General features: G+C 58.1%; 15 protein-coding genes. 8 read left to right on the forward strand and 7 right to left on the reverse strand.

The features are described 5' to 3' along the window. Window position 1 precedes the first annotated feature (1 nt). On the forward strand, window positions 2-1492 hold the full coding sequence (lnt, locus tag C4S72_RS14325; protein ID WP_104003819.1) for an apolipoprotein N-acyltransferase: 1491 nt from the start codon (window positions 2-4) through the stop codon (window positions 1490-1492). Here lnt and C4S72_RS14330 read toward each other — a convergent pair. Together C4S72_RS14330 and C4S72_RS14335 are read right to left on the reverse strand one after the other, a co-directional pair. Next, window positions 1433-1990, reverse strand: a complete 558-nt coding sequence (locus C4S72_RS14330; RefSeq protein ID WP_104003820.1) for a zinc ribbon-containing protein — start codon at window positions 1988-1990, stop codon at window positions 1433-1435. The two genes, lnt and C4S72_RS14330, sit on opposite strands and share 60 nt — an antisense overlap. Before the next feature lie 118 nt (window positions 1991-2108). Beyond that, window positions 2109-3890: a substrate-binding domain-containing protein gene (locus tag C4S72_RS14335; protein ID WP_104003821.1), complete on the reverse strand. Its 1782-nt coding sequence runs from the start codon at window positions 3888-3890 to the stop codon at window positions 2109-2111. Between the two features lie 275 nt (window positions 3891-4165). Between C4S72_RS14335 and leuS the strand changes: the two genes are divergently transcribed. The 4 genes from leuS to C4S72_RS14355 are packed head-to-tail and all read left to right on the forward strand — an operon-like array spanning window position 4166 to window position 8639. Next, window positions 4166-6763, forward strand: coding sequence for a leucine--tRNA ligase (gene leuS / locus C4S72_RS14340; protein ID WP_104003822.1), 2598 nt, complete (start codon window positions 4166-4168; stop codon window positions 6761-6763). Between the two features lie 13 nt (window positions 6764-6776). Further along, window positions 6777-7262: an LPS-assembly lipoprotein LptE gene (locus C4S72_RS14345; RefSeq protein WP_104003823.1), complete on the forward strand. Its 486-nt coding sequence runs from the start codon at window positions 6777-6779 to the stop codon at window positions 7260-7262. A gap of 7 nt (window positions 7263-7269) precedes the next feature. Continuing rightward, a complete protein-coding gene (gene holA / locus C4S72_RS14350; protein ID WP_104003824.1) occupies window positions 7270-8307 on the forward strand; it encodes a DNA polymerase III subunit delta in 1038 nt (345 codons plus the stop codon). 8 nt (window positions 8308-8315) lie between these two features. After that, window positions 8316-8639 (forward strand): c-type cytochrome, encoded by a 324-nt coding sequence (locus tag C4S72_RS14355; RefSeq protein WP_104003825.1) that lies wholly within the window; start codon window positions 8316-8318, stop codon window positions 8637-8639. Here the strand turns inward: C4S72_RS14355 and C4S72_RS14360 are convergent. The 5 genes from C4S72_RS14360 to glnA form a co-directional block, all read right to left on the reverse strand. Next, window positions 8609-8956, reverse strand: coding sequence for a hypothetical protein (locus C4S72_RS14360; protein WP_146071911.1), 348 nt, complete (start codon window positions 8954-8956; stop codon window positions 8609-8611). The two genes, C4S72_RS14355 and C4S72_RS14360, sit on opposite strands and share 31 nt — an antisense overlap. Before the next feature lie 17 nt (window positions 8957-8973). Further along, window positions 8974-9444 carry a tRNA (uridine(34)/cytosine(34)/5-carboxymethylaminomethyluridine(34)-2'-O)-methyltransferase TrmL gene (gene trmL, locus C4S72_RS14365; RefSeq protein WP_104003827.1) on the reverse strand — a complete coding sequence of 157 codons (471 nt, stop codon included), beginning with the start codon at window positions 9442-9444 and terminating at the stop codon, window positions 8974-8976. A 49-nt stretch (window positions 9445-9493) separates the two neighbouring features. Continuing rightward, entirely contained in the window at window positions 9494-10930 is a 1437-nt protein-coding gene (glnG, locus tag C4S72_RS14370) for a nitrogen regulation protein NR(I) (protein ID WP_104003828.1), read from the reverse strand. Continuing rightward, complete coding sequence (gene glnL, locus C4S72_RS14375) at window positions 10914-11987, reverse strand: nitrogen regulation protein NR(II) (protein ID WP_104003829.1); 1074 nt, start codon at window positions 11985-11987, stop codon at window positions 10914-10916. Before glnL ends, glnG begins: the two co-directional genes overlap by 17 nt. A gap of 272 nt (window positions 11988-12259) precedes the next feature. Beyond that, complete coding sequence (gene glnA / locus C4S72_RS14380) at window positions 12260-13666, reverse strand: glutamate--ammonia ligase (RefSeq protein ID WP_104003830.1); 1407 nt, start codon at window positions 13664-13666, stop codon at window positions 12260-12262. A gap of 407 nt (window positions 13667-14073) precedes the next feature. Between glnA and typA the strand changes: the two genes are divergently transcribed. From typA to dtd, 3 genes are all read left to right on the forward strand, one after another. After that, on the forward strand, window positions 14074-15888 hold the full coding sequence (gene typA / locus C4S72_RS14385; protein ID WP_104003831.1) for a translational GTPase TypA: 1815 nt from the start codon (window positions 14074-14076) through the stop codon (window positions 15886-15888). A 120-nt stretch (window positions 15889-16008) separates the two neighbouring features. Continuing rightward, on the forward strand, window positions 16009-16959 hold the full coding sequence (gene pip / locus C4S72_RS14390; RefSeq protein WP_104003832.1) for a prolyl aminopeptidase: 951 nt from the start codon (window positions 16009-16011) through the stop codon (window positions 16957-16959). A 12-nt stretch (window positions 16960-16971) separates the two neighbouring features. Then, a complete protein-coding gene (gene dtd, locus C4S72_RS14395) occupies window positions 16972-17409 on the forward strand; it encodes a D-aminoacyl-tRNA deacylase (RefSeq protein WP_104003833.1) in 438 nt (145 codons plus the stop codon). The last annotated feature ends 503 nt before the right edge of the window (window positions 17410-17912 follow it).

Here is a 17912-nt window from a genome sequence, read left to right on the forward strand (position 1 = left end):
TATGCACAAACTCACCTCGCTGCTGCCAGGGCTGGCGGCGCTGCTCTTGGGCGCCAGCGCCAGCCTGGCGTTTGCGCCCTTCTCGCTGCCCCTGTTCGCCATCCTTTCCGTTGCCGGTTTCTGGTTAACCCTGAGGGGAAATACACCGCGCCAGGCCGCACGCCGCGGCTGGCTCTACGGCCTGGGCTTTTTCGGCGCCGGCACCTCCTGGATCTACGTCAGCATTCACACCTACGGCAACGCCTCGGTGCTGTTAGCAGGCGGGCTGACATTTCTTTTCTGTGCCGCCCTGGCACTGCTGTTCGCCATTCAGGCCTGGATGGGCGCCCGCTGGTTCCGCGGCAAAGGCGCCTGGATCGGTTTTATCGCGCTCTGGTGGCTGTTCGAGTGGCTGCGCAGCTGGTTTCTCACCGGTTTTCCCTGGCTTTATCTGGGCTACGCCTGGACCGACTCGCCGCTCAAGTCGCTGGCGCCGGTGACCGGAGTCTGGGGCCTGACATTCCTGACACTGCTGATGGGTGCAGGCGCGGTTGAAAGCTTCCTGCAGCGCCGAATCAGGCCGATCCTGCCCGCCACTCTATTGGTTGCCCTGACCCTGCTGCTACCCACCCAGTGGACCATAGAATCCGGGGAGCCGATCAAGACCGCAGTGATGCAACCCAACGTGCCCCAGCTGGAAAAATGGAATCCGCAGCGACGCGATGAAATTCTGGATCAGCTGATCGAGATGACCCGCGCCCATCCCGAGGCGGAACTGGTGGTCTGGCCCGAAAATGCGATACCCGCCTTCTACTACCAGGTTGCTGACCGGCTGCAGCCACTGCTCACCGAGCTCGGCAGCCGCACCCTGCTGGCAGGATTACCTACCAGCGAACCAGACCCGAATGACAGTCAGCGCAGGCTCTACCACAACAGCGTCGCAGCCCTGGGCAACACTCCAGGCGTCTACCACAAGCAGCGCCTGGTGCCCTTTGGCGAATACGTACCGATGGAATCCCTGCTGCGCGGACTGATCGAGTTTTTCAACCTGCCAATGTCCAGCTTCAGCCTGCCGCGCCAACAACAGGGAACACTGCAGGCGGGGCCCTACGAACTGGGCGTGGCGGTCTGCTACGAGATCGCCTACCCGGAACTGGTGCGCGAGTCTGCGCTGCAGAGCGATATTCTGCTGACGGTATCCAACGACACCTGGTTTGGCCGCTCCATAGGGCCGGATCAGCATCTGCAGATGGCAAGGATGAGGGCGCTGGAAAATGGCCGCTGGGTGATGCGCGGCACCAATAACGGCATCACCGCGCTGATCGATCCCCAGGGACAGATCAGCGCAGAGCTACCTGTGGATAAAGCCGACGTTCTGACCGGGGAGGTCAGACCGATGCAGGGGCGGACACCTTATCAGCTTGCCGGCGTCTACCCCTTGCTGATGCTGAACTTACTGCTGCTGGCTGGCCTGCTGTTCCGTCACATCCGTACGCCGCAGGAAAACCACTGAGCCGCAGCTGCAGGGCTCTATCGCCGCGGTAGCTGTCAGACACTGGGTTTCGCCGCAGACGGCGCATTCCAGCGTACCGGGAATGGTAATCTCGCCGGCGATATATTCGTTTTCACCATGGTCGAGCTGCTCGCGCAGCAGCTCCAGCCCGACACGGGTGCGATCCGCCAGATCCAGCAGTCGATCCATGGCGGTACGCTCCAGCACATCCAGATCGAAATGCAGCCAGGAGGCCACCCCCGCTCCGGTCTCGTGAATGTAGTAGCCAAGCTGCACCAGGTCACGACGGATATAGGCCTTGAGCAGGTCCATCTCGTCGCGGGTCATCTCCTCGGCGGCCAGCTCTATCTCCGCCGCTTCCTCGATCTGCTCCTGAATAAAGTCCCAGGAGTTCTCACCGGCCTTGTCGAGCCGCTCACGCAGTCTGTCCAGGATGCGATCATAGGCACTGGGCGCATCGGGTGAGTGATTAGGGGATTTCTTATCATCACTGCTCATCGGGGCACTCCTGTCATTGACAGCCTAGGGCCTGGCTGTCGGATACACTCTCAGTATACGCCGATTGAAGCAGAGGAAGCCTTCCCGGATCAATGAACTGCTACGGTAACCGGAGCGGCTAACGCAGCGCCACCGTATTACTGCCGCGTACCCAGACCTCTACCCTGCGGTTGCGCTCACGGCCCGCCGCCGTTTCATTGGAGGCCACCGGTGCCTGATCACCCAGGCCATGCACCTCAACCACATTGATCCCACGCGCCAGCAGCTCATCACGCACAATCTGCGCCCGCTGAAGGGACAGTTGACGGTTCCGGTCACTTTCGCCCACATTGTCGGAGAAACCGATCAGCACCACACTCTGACCCGGGTTGTTCTCGAAAAAGCGGATAACCCGCGACATATCCCGCTGCGCCTTGCTGTCGAGCACAAAGGTGCCGCTGTTAAAGCGGAAGTTCAGCGACAGACGACTGCCACCGCCGGCAATATCCAGATACTCAAGCGGCAGCTCTTCGTTAAGCGCCGGCTGGATGCGGCGAATATTCTGCGAGACGAAACCGGTTTCGCGCACCACATCCTGCCCCGCCTCGGAACCGACAAACTCGACAAAGCGATGCGCCAGGCTGTCGAGCGGCAGATTGGTCGGCTCGTAGATATAGAGCCGCCTGGTCAGCGGGTAATCCTCGGTGGAAATGGTAAAGCTGGTGGGAAAAACAGGCAAAGCCCCAGTTTCGTCAGCGATGGCCAGCGCCTTGGCCCGCTGCACATAGGGCAGGCCGATAAAACCTATCGCGCCCGGCTCCTGGCTGACCCGCTCTGACAGCTCACTGCTCGACTCCAGCCGCAACGCACCGGGGTCCAGCGTCGCACCATACTTTTTCAACACCATGGAATCGAACGAGTCCCAGGTTCCGGAGTTACTGTCGCGGCTATAAACATGCACCGGCAGATCCGGCCCGCCCAGTTCACTCCAGTTACGGACCTGGCCCGAGAACAACTGCGCCAGCTGCTCAGTTGCCAGGCTGCTCAACGGGTTTTCGGGATGCACGATAATCGCCAGCCCATCCATACCGATAACATGCTCAGCGTTGACACTGCCCAGATCGCCATAGAGAGGCTCCAGCGCCTGACGCTCCTTCTCCTTGATGCGCCGGGACGCCATGGCGAGATCCGCCTGCTGCTTGGCCAGCCCTTTAAAACCGGTGCTGGAGCCATGGGCCTTGAGCTCGATTCGCAGCGGCTCGGAATCTTCACTCCTGCGCACAAGCAGGTCGCGCTCCACATCGTTATCGAGTTGCTTGAGATCGATATCGCTGGCCCCCTCGCGCTGCCAGAACGCCTTCAGCAGCGCCGGCGCCAGTGATTCACCGATGGTGTTTGAACCATGCAGACGCAGCAGCGTTTCTACCGCTGAGTCAGCGCCGACCACCACCGCAGCATCCGGCGCTACCGGACTCGAACTCATGCGCAAGGGCGCGGGCACCGCATTGGCAGCCAGCCGCTCAGGAACCTCCCCGAAGCCGGACAACAACTGCTGCCCCATCAGGCCGATACCTGCCAGCACCGCAACCAGTGCAAACATAACCAGCATCAACCCGGAAGAACGTTTCTTCGGCTTGCTCGCCGGGCTCTTCGCTTTTTCTCTGCCAGCCTCATCCAGGCGCGCGGCGGCGCTAGCGGAAGAAAGCTCCAGCGACTGACTGATATCCAGGGTTCCAGGAGTATCCAGGTAGGGAATAAGAGACTTAAGCTCGAGCGGCAACTCGGCGGACGCCAATCGCGCGACCACCTGCTGGCGATAGGCCGGGTCATCGATCAGCTGCGGCAGTTCAACGCGTTCGCCACCATCCTTTTCCAGCTCCCGCTTTAATCGCCATAACAGATCAAACAGTGTCGTACTCACCTGGCCTATCCCTAATCACTTATGCCTGATAACCAGCGCCGTTCTACGTTGAACGCGCATTCAACAGGCGGGCGAGACTAACTGATACCGATTGCAGCCAGATTACAATTCTATGTGGCCTATTCTGAGTAGCCTCGAGCCCCTGTTGACAGCTGAGCGAATATTGTATGCTATGCGCCTTTCGTCTTTTCTCTATGGCCCTGATCGACGCTGTCCAAATTCCAGTCCGTCGCGTTCAGGCCTAGCCTTATTCAAACGAGTTACTAGCGGCCAGAATGAACGAACAATATATCCCGAAGGACATCGAGACCAACGCCCAGCAGTACTGGGTGGAGAACGACAGCTTCAAGGCGAAGGAAGACCCGAGCCGCGAGAAGTTCTACTGCCTATCCATGTTCCCCTACCCCAGCGGCCGCCTGCACATGGGGCACGTGCGTAACTACACCATTGGCGATGTCATCTCCCGCTACCAGCGGATGCAGGGCAAGAATGTGCTGCAACCGATGGGCTGGGACGCCTTCGGTCTGCCGGCGGAAAACGCCGCGATCAAGAACAACGTACCGCCGGCGAAGTGGACCTACGAAAACATCGATTACATGCGCGATCAGCTGCGCCAGATGGGCTTCGGCTACGACTGGGACCGCGAGCTGGCCACCTGCCACCCGGAGTACTACCGCTGGGAGCAGTGGTTCTTCACCCGCCTGCTGGAAAAAGGCCTGGTCTACAAGAAAGAAGCCGAGGTTAACTGGGACCCGGTCGATCAGACCGTACTCGCCAACGAGCAGGTGATCGACGGTCGCGGCTGGCGTTCCGGCGCCATTGTCGAGCGCAAGAAGATCCCGCAGTGGTTCCTGAAGATCACCGACTACGCCGACCAGCTGCTCGACGATATCGAGAAGCTGGAGCACTGGCCCGAGCAGGTGCGCACCATGCAGCGCAACTGGATCGGCCGCTCTGAAGGTGTCGAACTGAACTTTCATGTCGATGGCTGGGGCGATCTGGACGTATTCACCACCCGTCCGGATACCCTAATGGGCGTTACCTACGTGGCCGTTGCCGCCCAGCACCCGCTGGCGATCAAGGCCGCCGCAGATAATCCGGAACTCGCCGCGTTCATCGAGGAGTGCCGCCACACCAAGGTTGCCGAAGCTGATATGGCCACCATGGAAAAGAAAGGCATGGCACTCGGCATCGAGGCGACTCATCCGCTGACCGGCCAGAAAGTGCCGGTATGGACGGCCAACTTTGTATTGATGGATTACGGCTCAGGCGCGGTTATGTCCGTACCTGGCCACGACCAGCGTGACTGGGAGTTCGCACGCAAGTACGGTCTGCCGATCAAGCAGGTCGTCGCACCTCTGTCCGCCAAGGTCGAAGTAGACCTGGACAAGGAAGCGTTCACCGAGAAGGGCGTGCTGGTTAACTCCGGTGATTTCGACGATCTCGAGTTCGATGTCGCCTTCAAGGCGATCGCCAAGGAGCTATCCAACAAGGGCCGCGGTGAAGTGACCATTCACTTCCGCCTGCGCGACTGGGGCGTTTCCCGTCAGCGTTACTGGGGTGCACCGATCCCCGTGATCAACTGCGCCAGCTGTGGTTCCGTGCCGGTACCTGCCGATCAGCTGCCGGTACTGCTGCCGGAAGAGGTGGAGTTCGACGGTGTCGGCTCACCGATCAAGAAGATGGACAGCTTTATCCACACCGAGTGTCCTAAGTGTGGCGGCGCTGCCGAGCGCGAAACCGACACCTTCGACACCTTTATGGAATCGAGCTGGTACTTCGCCCGTTATGCCAGCCGTTTCAGCGCCGACAAGATGCTCGATCCGACCGCCGCCAATTACTGGCTGCCGGTGGATCAGTATATCGGCGGTATCGAACACGCCATCCTGCACCTGCTCTACTCGCGCTTCTACCACAAGCTGTTGCGCGACGAGGGTCTGGTGAACTCCGATGAGCCGTTCACCCGCCTGCTCTGCCAGGGCATGGTGCTGGCAGACAGCTACTACTACGAAGACGACAACGGCGGCAAGGTATGGGTCTCCCCCACCGAGGTGGAAATCGATACCGACGACAAGGGCCGCATCACTGCAGCGCGTCGCAAGGAAGACGGTCTTGCCCTGTTCCATGACGGCATGTCCAAGATGTCCAAGTCAAAGAACAACGGCATCGACCCGCAGGTGATGATCAACCGTTACGGTGCCGATACCGTGCGTCTGTTCATGATGTTCGCCGCACCGCCAGAACAGTCTCTGGAGTGGTCTGACTCAGGTGTTGAAGGCGCCAACCGCTTCCTGCGCCGCCTCTGGAAACAGGTTCACGATCATCTGAGTGCCGGCTCTCCTGTCAGCACTGCATTGAACCAGGCCGACCTCAATGACGCCCAGCGTGAGCTGCGCCTGAAGGTGCACGAGACCATTCAGAAAGTCAGCGACGATATCGAGCGCCGCCAGACCTTCAACACCGCTATCGCTGCAGTGATGGAGCTGTCCAACAGCATCGGTCGTTTCGTCGACGTCAGTGATTCCGGCCGTGCCGTGATGCAGGAAGCACTGGAGACCGCCGTTCTGCTGCTGTCACCGATCGTACCGCACTTCAGCCATGAACTCTGGCAGCAGCTGGGTCACGACGGCGCCATCATCGCCGCCGACTGGCCGAGTGTGGACCAGAGCGCCCTGGTACGCGCATCGCTGGAGATGGTGGTTCAGGTCAACGGCAAGCTGCGCGCTAAGATCAACGTGGCGGCGGATGCCGATGAAGACGTGATCCTGCACCTGGCGCTGGCCGAAGAGAATGTGCAGAAACATATGGAAGGCAAAACCCTGCGCAAGAAAATCGTGGTACCGGGTAAACTGGTAAACATCGTTGTTGGCTAGGCTGGGAGGCCCAATGCTGAAACTACGCGCCCCGCTTTTTGCTCTGCTGGCCTCGCTGCTGGTCAGCGCCTGCGGTTTTCATCTCGCCGGTTACTATGAAGTACCGGCAGAACTGCGTCAGGTGCATCTGGTGATCCCGTCCGACCGTCCCAGCAACGTGCGGACCCACCTCTCCAGCCTGCTGGAGATCAACGGCATCGAGATTACCAATAAGGCCGACTACCGCCTTGAGATTCATGACGAACGCATTCGCCGCCGCAGTCTCTCAACCAGTATCCGGGCTGACACCGTTGAGTATGAGCTGATCGCCAGGGCCCACTTCAGCGTCAGCAACCGCGCCGGCGAGTTGCTGATCGACAACCGCGAGGTACGTGCCGAGCGTGTTTTCAACAACAACGAAAACACCACCGCCCGGGATGCGCTGCAGGACCAGATCGAACGCGCTCTGGAAGAGCAGCTGGCGCAGCAGATCGTGCGTCAGTATCTCAGCCTGAAATAACTCTGCGATGAAGCTCAAACCCGAGCAGCTTGGCAGCCAGCTCAAGCGCCAGCAGGAGGCGTTGCCGGTCTATCTGGTCACCGGCGACGAACCTCTGCTGTGCGGTGAGAGTATCGATGCGATCCGTGCCCATCTGCGTCATCTAGGCTTTACCGAGCGCGAAGTGATGCATGTGGACGCAGGATTCAGCTGGGACAGCCTGCTGGAAAGCGCCAACGCCTTGTCTCTGTTTGCCGAACGCAAGATCATCGAGATCCGCCTTGGCAGCCAGAAACTCAACAAGGCCGCCAGCGATCTGCTGCAGAAGTACCTGGCGAACCCCGCACCCGATAATGCCCTGCTGATCGTCTGCGATCGTATGGACCGCTCCGTCAAACAGAGCGCCTGGTTCAAAAAGGTCGAGCAGTGCGGCGCTGTCGTGGAAGTCTGGCCCATCGAAGCGGACCAGCTGGTACAGTGGCTGGGACAGCGCGCCGCCAGCCAGGGCGTACAGTTGGAACCCGAAGCTCTGCAACTGATGGCTGACCGCATCGAGGGCAACCTGCTAGCCGCACGCCAGGAGCTGGATAAGCTGGCCCTGCTTTACCCGGGCCAGCGCCTCAACGCCGAACAGGTGGTACAGGCGGTCAGCGACAGCTCCCGTTTCGATATTTTCGCCCTCACCGACGCCGCACTCCAGGCCGATGCCGGTCGCTGCCAGCATATCCTTCAGGTATTGCGGCAGGAGGGGAACGAGGCTCCGGTCGTACTCTGGGCGCTGACACGCGACATCCGCATGCTGCACCGGGTGATTCGCGGTGTCGCCAACGGTCAGGCCTGGGATACCCTGTGCCAGCGTGAGCGTATCTTTGGCAAGCGCAAGAATCTGGTACGCAATGCCACCCGGCGCCTACGACCGGAACAGCTGGAACAGCTGCTGGATCTGGCCTCCGACGTCGATATGGCGATCAAGGGACAACGGCCGGATGACCCCTGGCTGCTGCTGAACCAGATCACCCTTGCACTGGGTGGCTGCCAGCTTCCCTGGCGCCAGGCCCTGGATTAACCCGGTCGGTGCGCACATCCAGACCGCTGTTACTGCTCTCCAGCCTGCTACTTATGAGCGGCTGTAGCAGCAAGGATCCGGACCGACTATCCAAGGGTGACGATCTCTACGATTACTATTGCGCCGCCTGCCATGAAGAGAACAACCTGGGCCGTTACCTGGAGCAGGTTCCGCTGCACCAGCGTCAGATGCAGGCGTATGAGATCGTACTGATGCTGAAGCAGGGCTACAGCGGTGCACACCCGGAGTTTTCCCTGCCGCAACTGAGCGATGAGCAGGCCGATGCTGTGGCCCGGTTTGCTTATTCGCTGCCCGCTTCAGCCGACAACTGATCCTTCACCGCATCCCTGAGCTGATCGCCCTCGCCCTGCTCAAGCAGCGCACGGACCTGATCCGCAGGAATCGGCACCACCGCCACCAGCGCGTCGGCCGGCACCTGCTGTATGCCGGCAAACGGCTGTAACAGCCGATCGGTCAGCAGCACCAGCGGCGTCTGTTGAAACTCCAGCGCCAACAGGTTGATACGCTGCTCGGCACAGCTCTCGAAGCTGACCGCCTGACCATCATGGGTAACAGCACTAAGACGCGCCAGAGCGCCAGCAGCGTCTTTCTCCGGTATAAGCCGATTGATTATCAGAACCTGTTGCATCAGTTTACTCTCCCACATCAACCGGATTTTCCTACGCTACTGCCCGCGAATCCCAACTGTCGCCAAGCCTCAAATACAATGACCGCACAGGCGTTGGAGAGGTTCATACTGCGACTTCCCTCAAGCATAGGCAGCCTGAGGCTGTCGTAGCGCTCACGCACGTTCTGAGGCAAACCCCGCGTTTCAGGACCCAACAGCAGAATATCGCCGGCGCTGAACTGAGCCTCGGTATAACAGCGCTCGGTTTTGGTGGTCAGCGCCCAGACCCTGGACGGCTGTACCGCTTCGACACAGGCTTCCAGTGATGGCCAGGTACGCACATCGGCATACTCACCATAATCCAAACCGGCGCGACGCAAGCGCTTGTCATCGAGCTCGAAGCCAAGAGGTTCAATCAGATGAAGGTTGAAGCCGGTGTTCGCGCAGAGGCGGATGATGTTACCGGTATTGGGGGGGATTTCTGGTTGGTAAAGTACGACGTTAAGCATTTTGTCCGGCTCCCGTGCTCTGGGAGCCGGATCTTAACCCGCGAGGGTCTCAGTCGTCACTGTCCTCGTCGCCCATATCCTCGCTATCCATACCCAGCTCCTTGATCTTGCGAGTCAGGGTATTACGCCCCCAACCCAGCAGCTGAGCGGCATCGCGACGACGGCCGGCGGTATGTTTCAGCGCCACCTCAATCATCACTTTTTCGAACTGAGGCACCGCTTCATTGAGGATACCCTGCTGACCACGAGTGAGCTGCTGATCGGCCCAGAGACGCAATGCCTGCTCCCAGCTACCGCTGACCGGTACGCCCTCCTCCTGGGATTCGATCAGCTCGGTAGGCAGATCAGAGATCAGAACCTCACGGCCTGATGCCATAACGGTCAACCAGCGACAGATGTTTTCCAGCTGACGCACGTTACCCGGCCAGGGCAGATCGCAGAGGAACTGCTCGGTATCGGTCCTGAGCATCTTCGGCTCCACTGCCAGCTCTTCGGCAGAGTGGGCCAGGAAGTGGCGCGCCAGACGCGGGATATCTTCGCGACGTTCAGCAAGCTTGGGAATATGGATACGGATGACGTTGAGGCGATGGAAAAGGTCTTCACGGAAGCGACCCTCTTTTACCAGTCGCTCCAGGTTCTGGTGAGTCGCCGCGATGATGCGAACGTCCACCTTAACCGGGGTATGACCACCAACACGATAAAACTCGCCATCGGCCAGCACACGCAGCAGTCGGGTCTGGGTATCGGCCGGCATATCACCGATCTCATCCAGAAACAGGGTGCCGCCATCGGCCTGCTCAAAACGACCGCGACGGGCAGCTTGGGCACCGGTAAACGCCCCCTTTTCATGACCGAACAGCTCAGACTCGATCAGGTCCTTGGGGATCGCCGCCATGTTCAAAGGGATAAACTGACCGGACGCCCGTGGGCTGTGGCGATGCAGCGCATGAGCGACCAGCTCCTTACCGGTACCGGACTCACCGTTGATCAGCACAGTAATGTTGGAGTGGGACAGACGCCCAATGGCACGGAACACCTCCTGCATTGCCGGTGCTTCACCGATAATCTCGGCACTGGGATCGTCCTGCTGCTCGGTGACCTTCTCGCGGCGCTCGTGAGCATGCTCAATGGCGCGCTTAACCAGGGCGACGGCTTCGTCCACATCAAACGGCTTGGGCAGGTATTCAAAGGCGCCACCCTGGTAGGAAGCGACTGCACTGTCGAGGTCGGAATGCGCCGTCATAATAATGATCGGCAGATCCGGGTTTACCTGCTGCAGATGATCTAGAAGCTCGAGACCGCCGGTGCCGGGCATGCGGATATCGCTGACCACCGCATCCGGCTGTTCGCGCTCCAGCCGGCGCATGAGGTCATCCGCGCTTTCAAAAACCTGGGTTTCCACACCCGCCGAAGACAGCGCCTTTTCCAGCACCCAGCGAATTGAACGGTCGTCATCGACAACCCAGACGTTACCTGAGGTTTTCATGATTCTGCTCCAGCGGTATTAACAGTTGGAAGCGGGTCTCGCCCGGCTCCGTGTTACATTCGATCAAACCATGGTGGCGGTTCACGATGGACTGGGCGATCGACAGGCCCAAGCCTGAGCCGTCGGCGCGCCCCGTCACCATGGGATAAAAAATGGAAGAGAGAAGATCGGCGGGAATACCCGGCCCGTTGTCGATAATTTCCACCGAACACACCAGCCTATGGCGCTCGGTGCCCAGCGTGATCTGACGCAGGGCCCTGGTGCGCAGGACAATCTGCGCGTGCGGAGTTTTCGACTCCTGCAGCGCTTCCATGGCGTTACGCGTTATATTCAGCGTCGCCTGGATCAACTGCTCACTATCGCCTTCAAACTCAGGAATGCTTGGGTCGTAATCCCGTACCAGGCGAATCTGGCCGCCCGACTCCACCTGAATCAGGCTGCACACCCGTTCCAGAATCGCATGGATATTGACCAGCTCGATATTCGGCAGCTTGTGCGGCCCCAGCAGGCGGTCCACCAGGTTACGCAGGCGGTCGGCCTCTTCGATAATAATCCGGGTGTATTCATGCAGGCTTTCATCGTCCAGCTCGCGCTCCAGCAACTGCGCCGCACCGCGAATACCGCCGAGGGGGTTCTTGATCTCATGAGCTAACCCGCGCACCAGAGTGCGTGCGGTGGCGTGGCGGGTGAGGATCTCCTCTTCCCGCTCAATCCGGATCAGACGATCCCTGGCCTGTATCTCGAGCAGCAGACCCGACTGGGGAACAGGGTTAACGCTGTAGTCGACGATCAACTCCTGCCCCGTCTGCGTAACCAGACGTGCTTCTCGCTTGCTGTAAGGATGGCCGCTGTCGAAAGACTCGCGAAGAACTTTCAGTTCCTCTTCGCTGGGAGACAGCCACTCCTCGATGGGACGGCTTTTCAGGCGCCGAAGCGTCGCTTCAAGCAGCATTTCGGCGGCGGGATTCATGTACTGGATACACAGCGACTCATCGAGCAGCAACACCGACGAGGTCAGGTTATCCAGAATCTGTTTATGCGATTGTTGACGAAACATCTACCCGCTCTATCTAGTTCAATGTCGATCAATTATGCAAGTTAAGCGCCAACTAAGGAGTGCCCGCAAAAGCGCCACAACTGCGCATATTCGGAGCACCACGGGATGAGACGCTAAATACGCGCCCTCATATTGCACCAAATATGTGCACATACAAAATAAACACGCACTTCTTACTGGCATTAGCTGTTATCGCCAGGCACTGGCCAGTTAACGAGCGCATAAAAAAAGGCCTCCCGAAGGAGGCCTTTTTCAAAGACGGAAAGTCTTATTTATACGGAGTAGTACAGGTCGTACTCGATCGGATGAGTAGTCATGTTGACAGTAGCTACTTCCTCACGCTTCAGAGCGATGTATGCACCGAGCATGTCGTCAGTGAATACGCCACCTTTGGTCAGGAACTCGCTGTCAGCTTCCAGAGCATCCAGAGCTTCAGCCAGAGTTTCGCAGACAGTCGGGATCTCAGCCGCTTCTTCCGGCTCCAGGTCGTACAGATCCTTGTCGGCAGCATCGCCCGGGTGGATCTTGTTCTGGATACCGTCAAGACCAGCCATCATCAGAGCCGCGAACGCCAGGTACGGGTTAGCGATCGGATCCGGGAAGCGGGTTTCGATACGACGACCTTTCGGGCTGGTCACGTAAGGAATACGGATGGAAGCAGAACGGTTACGGGCAGAGTATGCCAGCATTACCGGAGCTTCGAAGCCAGGTACCAGACGCTTGTAGGAGTTGGTGCCCGGGTTGCAAAGTGCGTTCAGCGCTTTAGCGTGCTTGATGATACCGCCGATGTAGTACAGGGCAGTTTCGCTCAGGCCAGCGTAAGCATCACCTGCGAAGATGTTAACGCCATCTTTGGACAGGGACTGGTGAACGTGCATACCAGAACCGTTGTCGCCAACGATCGGCTTCGGCATGAAGGTAGCAGTTTTGCCGTAAGAGTGAGCGACGTTGTGTACGCAGTACTTCAGTACCTGTACTTCGTCAGCCTTGGCTACCAGGGTGTTACCGGCAACGCCGATTTCACACTGACCAGCAGTTGCTACTTCGTGATGGTGTACTTCAACTTCCAGACCCATAGCGGTCATGGCGTCGCACATAGCACCACGCAGATCGTGCAGGGAGTCAACCGGCGGAACCGGGAAGTAGCCGCCCTTAACGCGCGGACGGTGACCGGTGTTGCCACCTTCGAGCTTCATGGAAGAAGACCATGCAGCTTCTTCAGAGTTTACGGTGTAACCGCAACCGCTCATGTTGGTGTGCCACTCAACGGAATCAAATACGAAGAATTCCGGCTCAGGACCGAACATAGCGCTGTCAGCGATACCGGTAGACTTCAGGTATTCTTCTGCGCGCTTGGCAACAGAACGCGGGTCACGCTCGTAACCCAGACCAGTCATCGGCTCAACGATGTCGCAACGCACGATAACAGTGGCATCTTCAGAGAACGGATCCAGCAGAGAAGCGCTGTCGTCCGGCATCAGGATCATGTCGGAGTCGTTGATACCTTTCCAGCCAGCGATGGAAGAACCATCGAACATTTTGCCTTCTTCGAAGAAGTCTTCGCCAACTTCGGTAACCGGCAGGGTCAGGTGCTGTTCCTTACCTTTGGAATCGGTAAAACGCAGGTCGACCCAGCGTGCTTCGCTTTCTTTAATGAGATTCAGAGTTTTCTCTGACATGTTACTCTCTCCACTCGATGAATTTGCCAGACGCTTAATTCTGCTTCAGTCGCCCGCTTTTTTAACGGGCTAACCATGCCGCATTTTAAAGCAACATACATGCCAGCACCTAAATTGTGCTCTCGGCCCATAAAATCGGGCACGAAAACCCGAGCTTTAGAGTCGATAGGCACTACATTAGTGCACACTAAACGCAATAGCACCAACATAGAGCACAGCTAGCAATGGTGCGGCGATCTGTCCCGCGACCCCAAGATCATACCTCAACGCTCGGGCTTCAGTCTCGACTTGATCGATTCAAAGTGGATATAAAGCACTCAGCTTCACCTAATGTTCAGACAGTAATCGATTGTTCTCCACCCCTTGCGTATAATGCTCGCCTTTAGAATCAAACCAGGTATATCCGTGTGATCGAAAAACTCAGAAATATCGCCATTATCGCTCACGTCGACCATGGCAAAACTACGCTTGTCGACAAGCTGCTGCAGCAGTCAGGAACCCTCACACGCCGTGACGAAGGTGCCGAGCGCATCATGGATTCCAATGACCAGGAGCGCGAGCGCGGCATTACTATTCTGGCGAAGAACACGGCTATCCGCTGGAACGACTACCGCATCAATATCGTCGACACTCCGGGACACGCCGACTTCGGTGGTGAGGTTGAACGTGTACTCTCCATGGTCGACTCCGTTCTGCTGCTGGTCGATGCTGTTGACGGCCCGATGCCGCAGACCCGCTTCGTAACCCAGAAAGCCTTTGCTCGCGGCCTGCGCCCGATCGTTGTTATCAACAAGATCGACCGCCCGGGTGCCCGTCCTGACTGGGTCATGGACCAGGTGTTCGACCTGTTCGACAACCTTGGCGCCACCGATGAGCAGCTAGACTTCCCGGTTGTTTACGCGTCCGCGATCAACGGTATTGCCGGTAACGACCCCGACGCGATGGCTGAAGATATGCAGCCGCTGTTCGAAGCGATCGTTGAACACGTCGATCCGCCTACCGTCGACACCGAAGGTCCGTTCCAGATGCAGATCTCCGCACTGGACTACAACAGCTTCGTTGGCGTTATCGGTGTAGGTCGAGTATCCCGCGGTAAGGTCAAGACCAATACCCAGGTCAAGGTTATCGACAGCCACGCCGGCGTGCGTAACGGCCGCGTACTGAAGATCATGGGCTACCACGGTCTCGAGCGTATTGAAGTAGACAGCGCCCAGGCTGGCGACATTATCTGCATCACCGGTCTCGATGAGCTGAACATCTCCGATACGCTGTGCAGCCCTGACGTGGTCGAAGCACTGCCGGCCCTGTCTGTAGATGAGCCGACCGTGTCCATGACCTTCCAGGTCAACGACTCCCCGTTCGCGGGCCAGGATGGCAAGTTCATCACCAGCCGCAACATCAAGGACCGTCTGGATCGCGAACTTATCCACAACGTGGCGCTGCGTGTTGAGCAGGGCGACTCCCCGGAGAAGTTCAAGGTATCCGGCCGTGGCGAACTGCACCTGTCGGTACTGATCGAAAGCATGCGTCGCGAAGGCTTCGAGCTGGGTGTTTCCCGTCCCGAAGTTATCCAGAAAGAGATCGACGGCGAGATTCAGGAACCGTACGAGCTGGTCATGCTGGACGTTGAAGAGCAGCACCAGGGCTCCATCATCGAAGAGCTGGGCAAGCGTCGTGGCGACATGACCAACATGGAAGTGGATGGTAAGGGCCGCGTACGCCTGACCTTCATGATTCCGTCCCGCGGCCTGATCGGCTTCCGCAGCATGTTCCTGACCATGACCTCCGGTACCGGCATCATGACCTCCATCTTCGACCACTATGGTCCGGTCAACAAAGGTGAAGTGGTTAGCCGTAACAACGGCGTACTGGTTTCCATGGTCAACGGTAAAGTGCTCGGCTATGCGCTGTTCAGCCTGCAGGAGCGCGGCCGTCTGTTTATCGATCCGAACATCGATGTCTACGAAGGCATGGTTATCGGTATCCACAGCCGCTCCAACGACCTGGTCGTTAACCCGACCAAGGGCAAGCAGCTGACCAACGTCCGTGCCTCCGGTACCGACGAGAACATCGTGCTGACACCGCCGATCAAGTTCACCCTGGAGCAGGCGCTGGACTTTATCGAGGATGACGAGTTGGTTGAAGTTACTCCGGCCGCAATCCGCATCCGCAAAAAGCTGCTCAAGGAAAACGAGCGCAAGCGTGCGAGCAGCAAGAAGTAAAACTTACTTCCAGTAATACCAAGGGGCAGCATTCGCTGCCCCTTCTTTTTCCAGCCCCTGTTTTACCCACCCTCAGCCGTCTTATACTGAGTTCTCCAGCCAGCAGACATGGAGAGCCCAATGCGCACCCTCTACCCCGAAATCCAGGTTAATCAGGAATACCTTCTAGAAGTCGGACAGGGTCATCGCATCCATGTCGAAGAAAGCGGCAATCCTAATGGCATACCCGTGCTGTTCGTTCATGGTGGGCCTGGTGGAGGTTGCTCCCCCACTCACCGCCGTTTCTTCAATCCCGAAAAGTACCGCATCATTCTATTCGACCAGCGCGGCTGTGGCCGCTCGACGCCCCATGCCAGCCTTAAACAAAACACGACAGACGCACTGATCAGCGACATGGAACAGATCCGCGTGCACCTCGGCATCGAACGCTGGCTGCTATTCGGCGGCAGTTGGGGCTCAACCCTGAGCCTGGTCTATGCACAGGCTCACCCTGAGCGCGTCTGCGGATTGATTCTTCGAGGTATTTTTCTCTGCAGGGAGCGCGATATCGGCTGGTTCTACCAGGATGGCGCGAGTTTCGTCTTCCCCGATTTCTGGCAGGACTATCTGGAGCCGATTCCGAAAGAAGAGCGTAACGACCTGCTCACTGCCTATTATGAAAGACTCACCTCGGATAACGAGCTGGTGCGCATGGCCGCTGCGAAAGCCTGGTCTGTCTGGGAGGGACGCTGCTCTACGCTAGACCCTAACCCTGAGATCGTCGACCACTTTGCCGATCCTCACTTCGCCCTGGCCATGGCCAGGATAGAGGCTCACTACTTTATCAACGGCGCATTTATAAGACCAAACCAGATCCTGGACGATGCCGACAGGTTGAAAGAGATACCACTCACCATAGTGCATGGCCGCTACGATATGGTCTGCCCGGTGGAACAGGCCTTCGCACTGCAGCAGGCAGTACCGCATGCGGAACTCCACATCGTTCGCGATGCAGGGCACTCCGCCTTTGAACCAGGCATAAGCGATAACCTGGTTCGTGCCACCGACCGATTTGCCGAAAGCCTCGCCTGACAGAGAGAAGAGATGAAAGGACTGATTCAACGCGTTAACCATGCCTCCGTTCGCGTAAACGGTGAAGAGATAGGCTCAATCCAGAAAGGCATTCTCTTACTGCTGGGTGTAGACAAGGAAGATGACCAGGCGAAGGCAGACAAACTGCTCCATAAGGTAATGAACTACCGCATCTTTCCCGATGCAGACGGCCGCATGAACCTGAGCCTGGCTGACACCGGCTACGAACTGCTGGTGGTGTCCCAGTTCACCCTGGTCGCCGATACCCGCAAGGGTATGCGCCCAGGCTTTTCACGGGGAGCTACTCCTGAACTCGGCGAAGCGCTCTACGACTATTTCGTCGCCAAAGCCAAAGAGCCCGGGAACCGTATCCAGACCGGAGAGTTCGGCGCAGATATGAAGATCACTCTGGAAAACGATGGCCCCGTGACTTTTATGCTGGAGAGCTAAATCCCTTTTCTGCAAACCGGGAACAAGCGTCACCTTGAAGCCGATACAAAATAGGATTTTTTCCTATACAACCTATTTTCATTTTCAGTGAAAATACCATTCGAGGGTCGCAAGGATGCGTGTGAGATGACTGGATGCATGCCCTCTCTTACTTCACGGATGACGTAAGACTGGAAAGGAAGCCTGACGGGGCCCGTAGCTACACGGAAGTGTACCGGGCCTCTCCTTTTTAAGCCGCTCTCGTAATTTCATCACTTCCGCTCTTCTCCAATCTTTATCACGGCCTGGATGATTCATCCTAGGCGCTGTATCGCCTGATTGGTGGAGCGACGTCCTCGTCGCGCTTGGCCGACTGGCTTTGAATTATCCACCGTGCTGGCTTCGATCGGCACGGGCGTACCTCCCGTGCTTCGGTGCGGTGGCACGATAGCTTTGCGTAGGAGGGGCGGCCTCGTCGCGATTGCTTGGGGTTATGCTTGGGGCGTTCGGTGCTGGGGAGGGGC

Origin of the sequence: Marinobacterium lutimaris (genome assembly GCF_900108065.1) — a bacterium.
In the GTDB taxonomy this organism is placed as follows: domain Bacteria; phylum Pseudomonadota; class Gammaproteobacteria; order Pseudomonadales; family Balneatricaceae; genus Marinobacterium_D; species Marinobacterium_D lutimaris.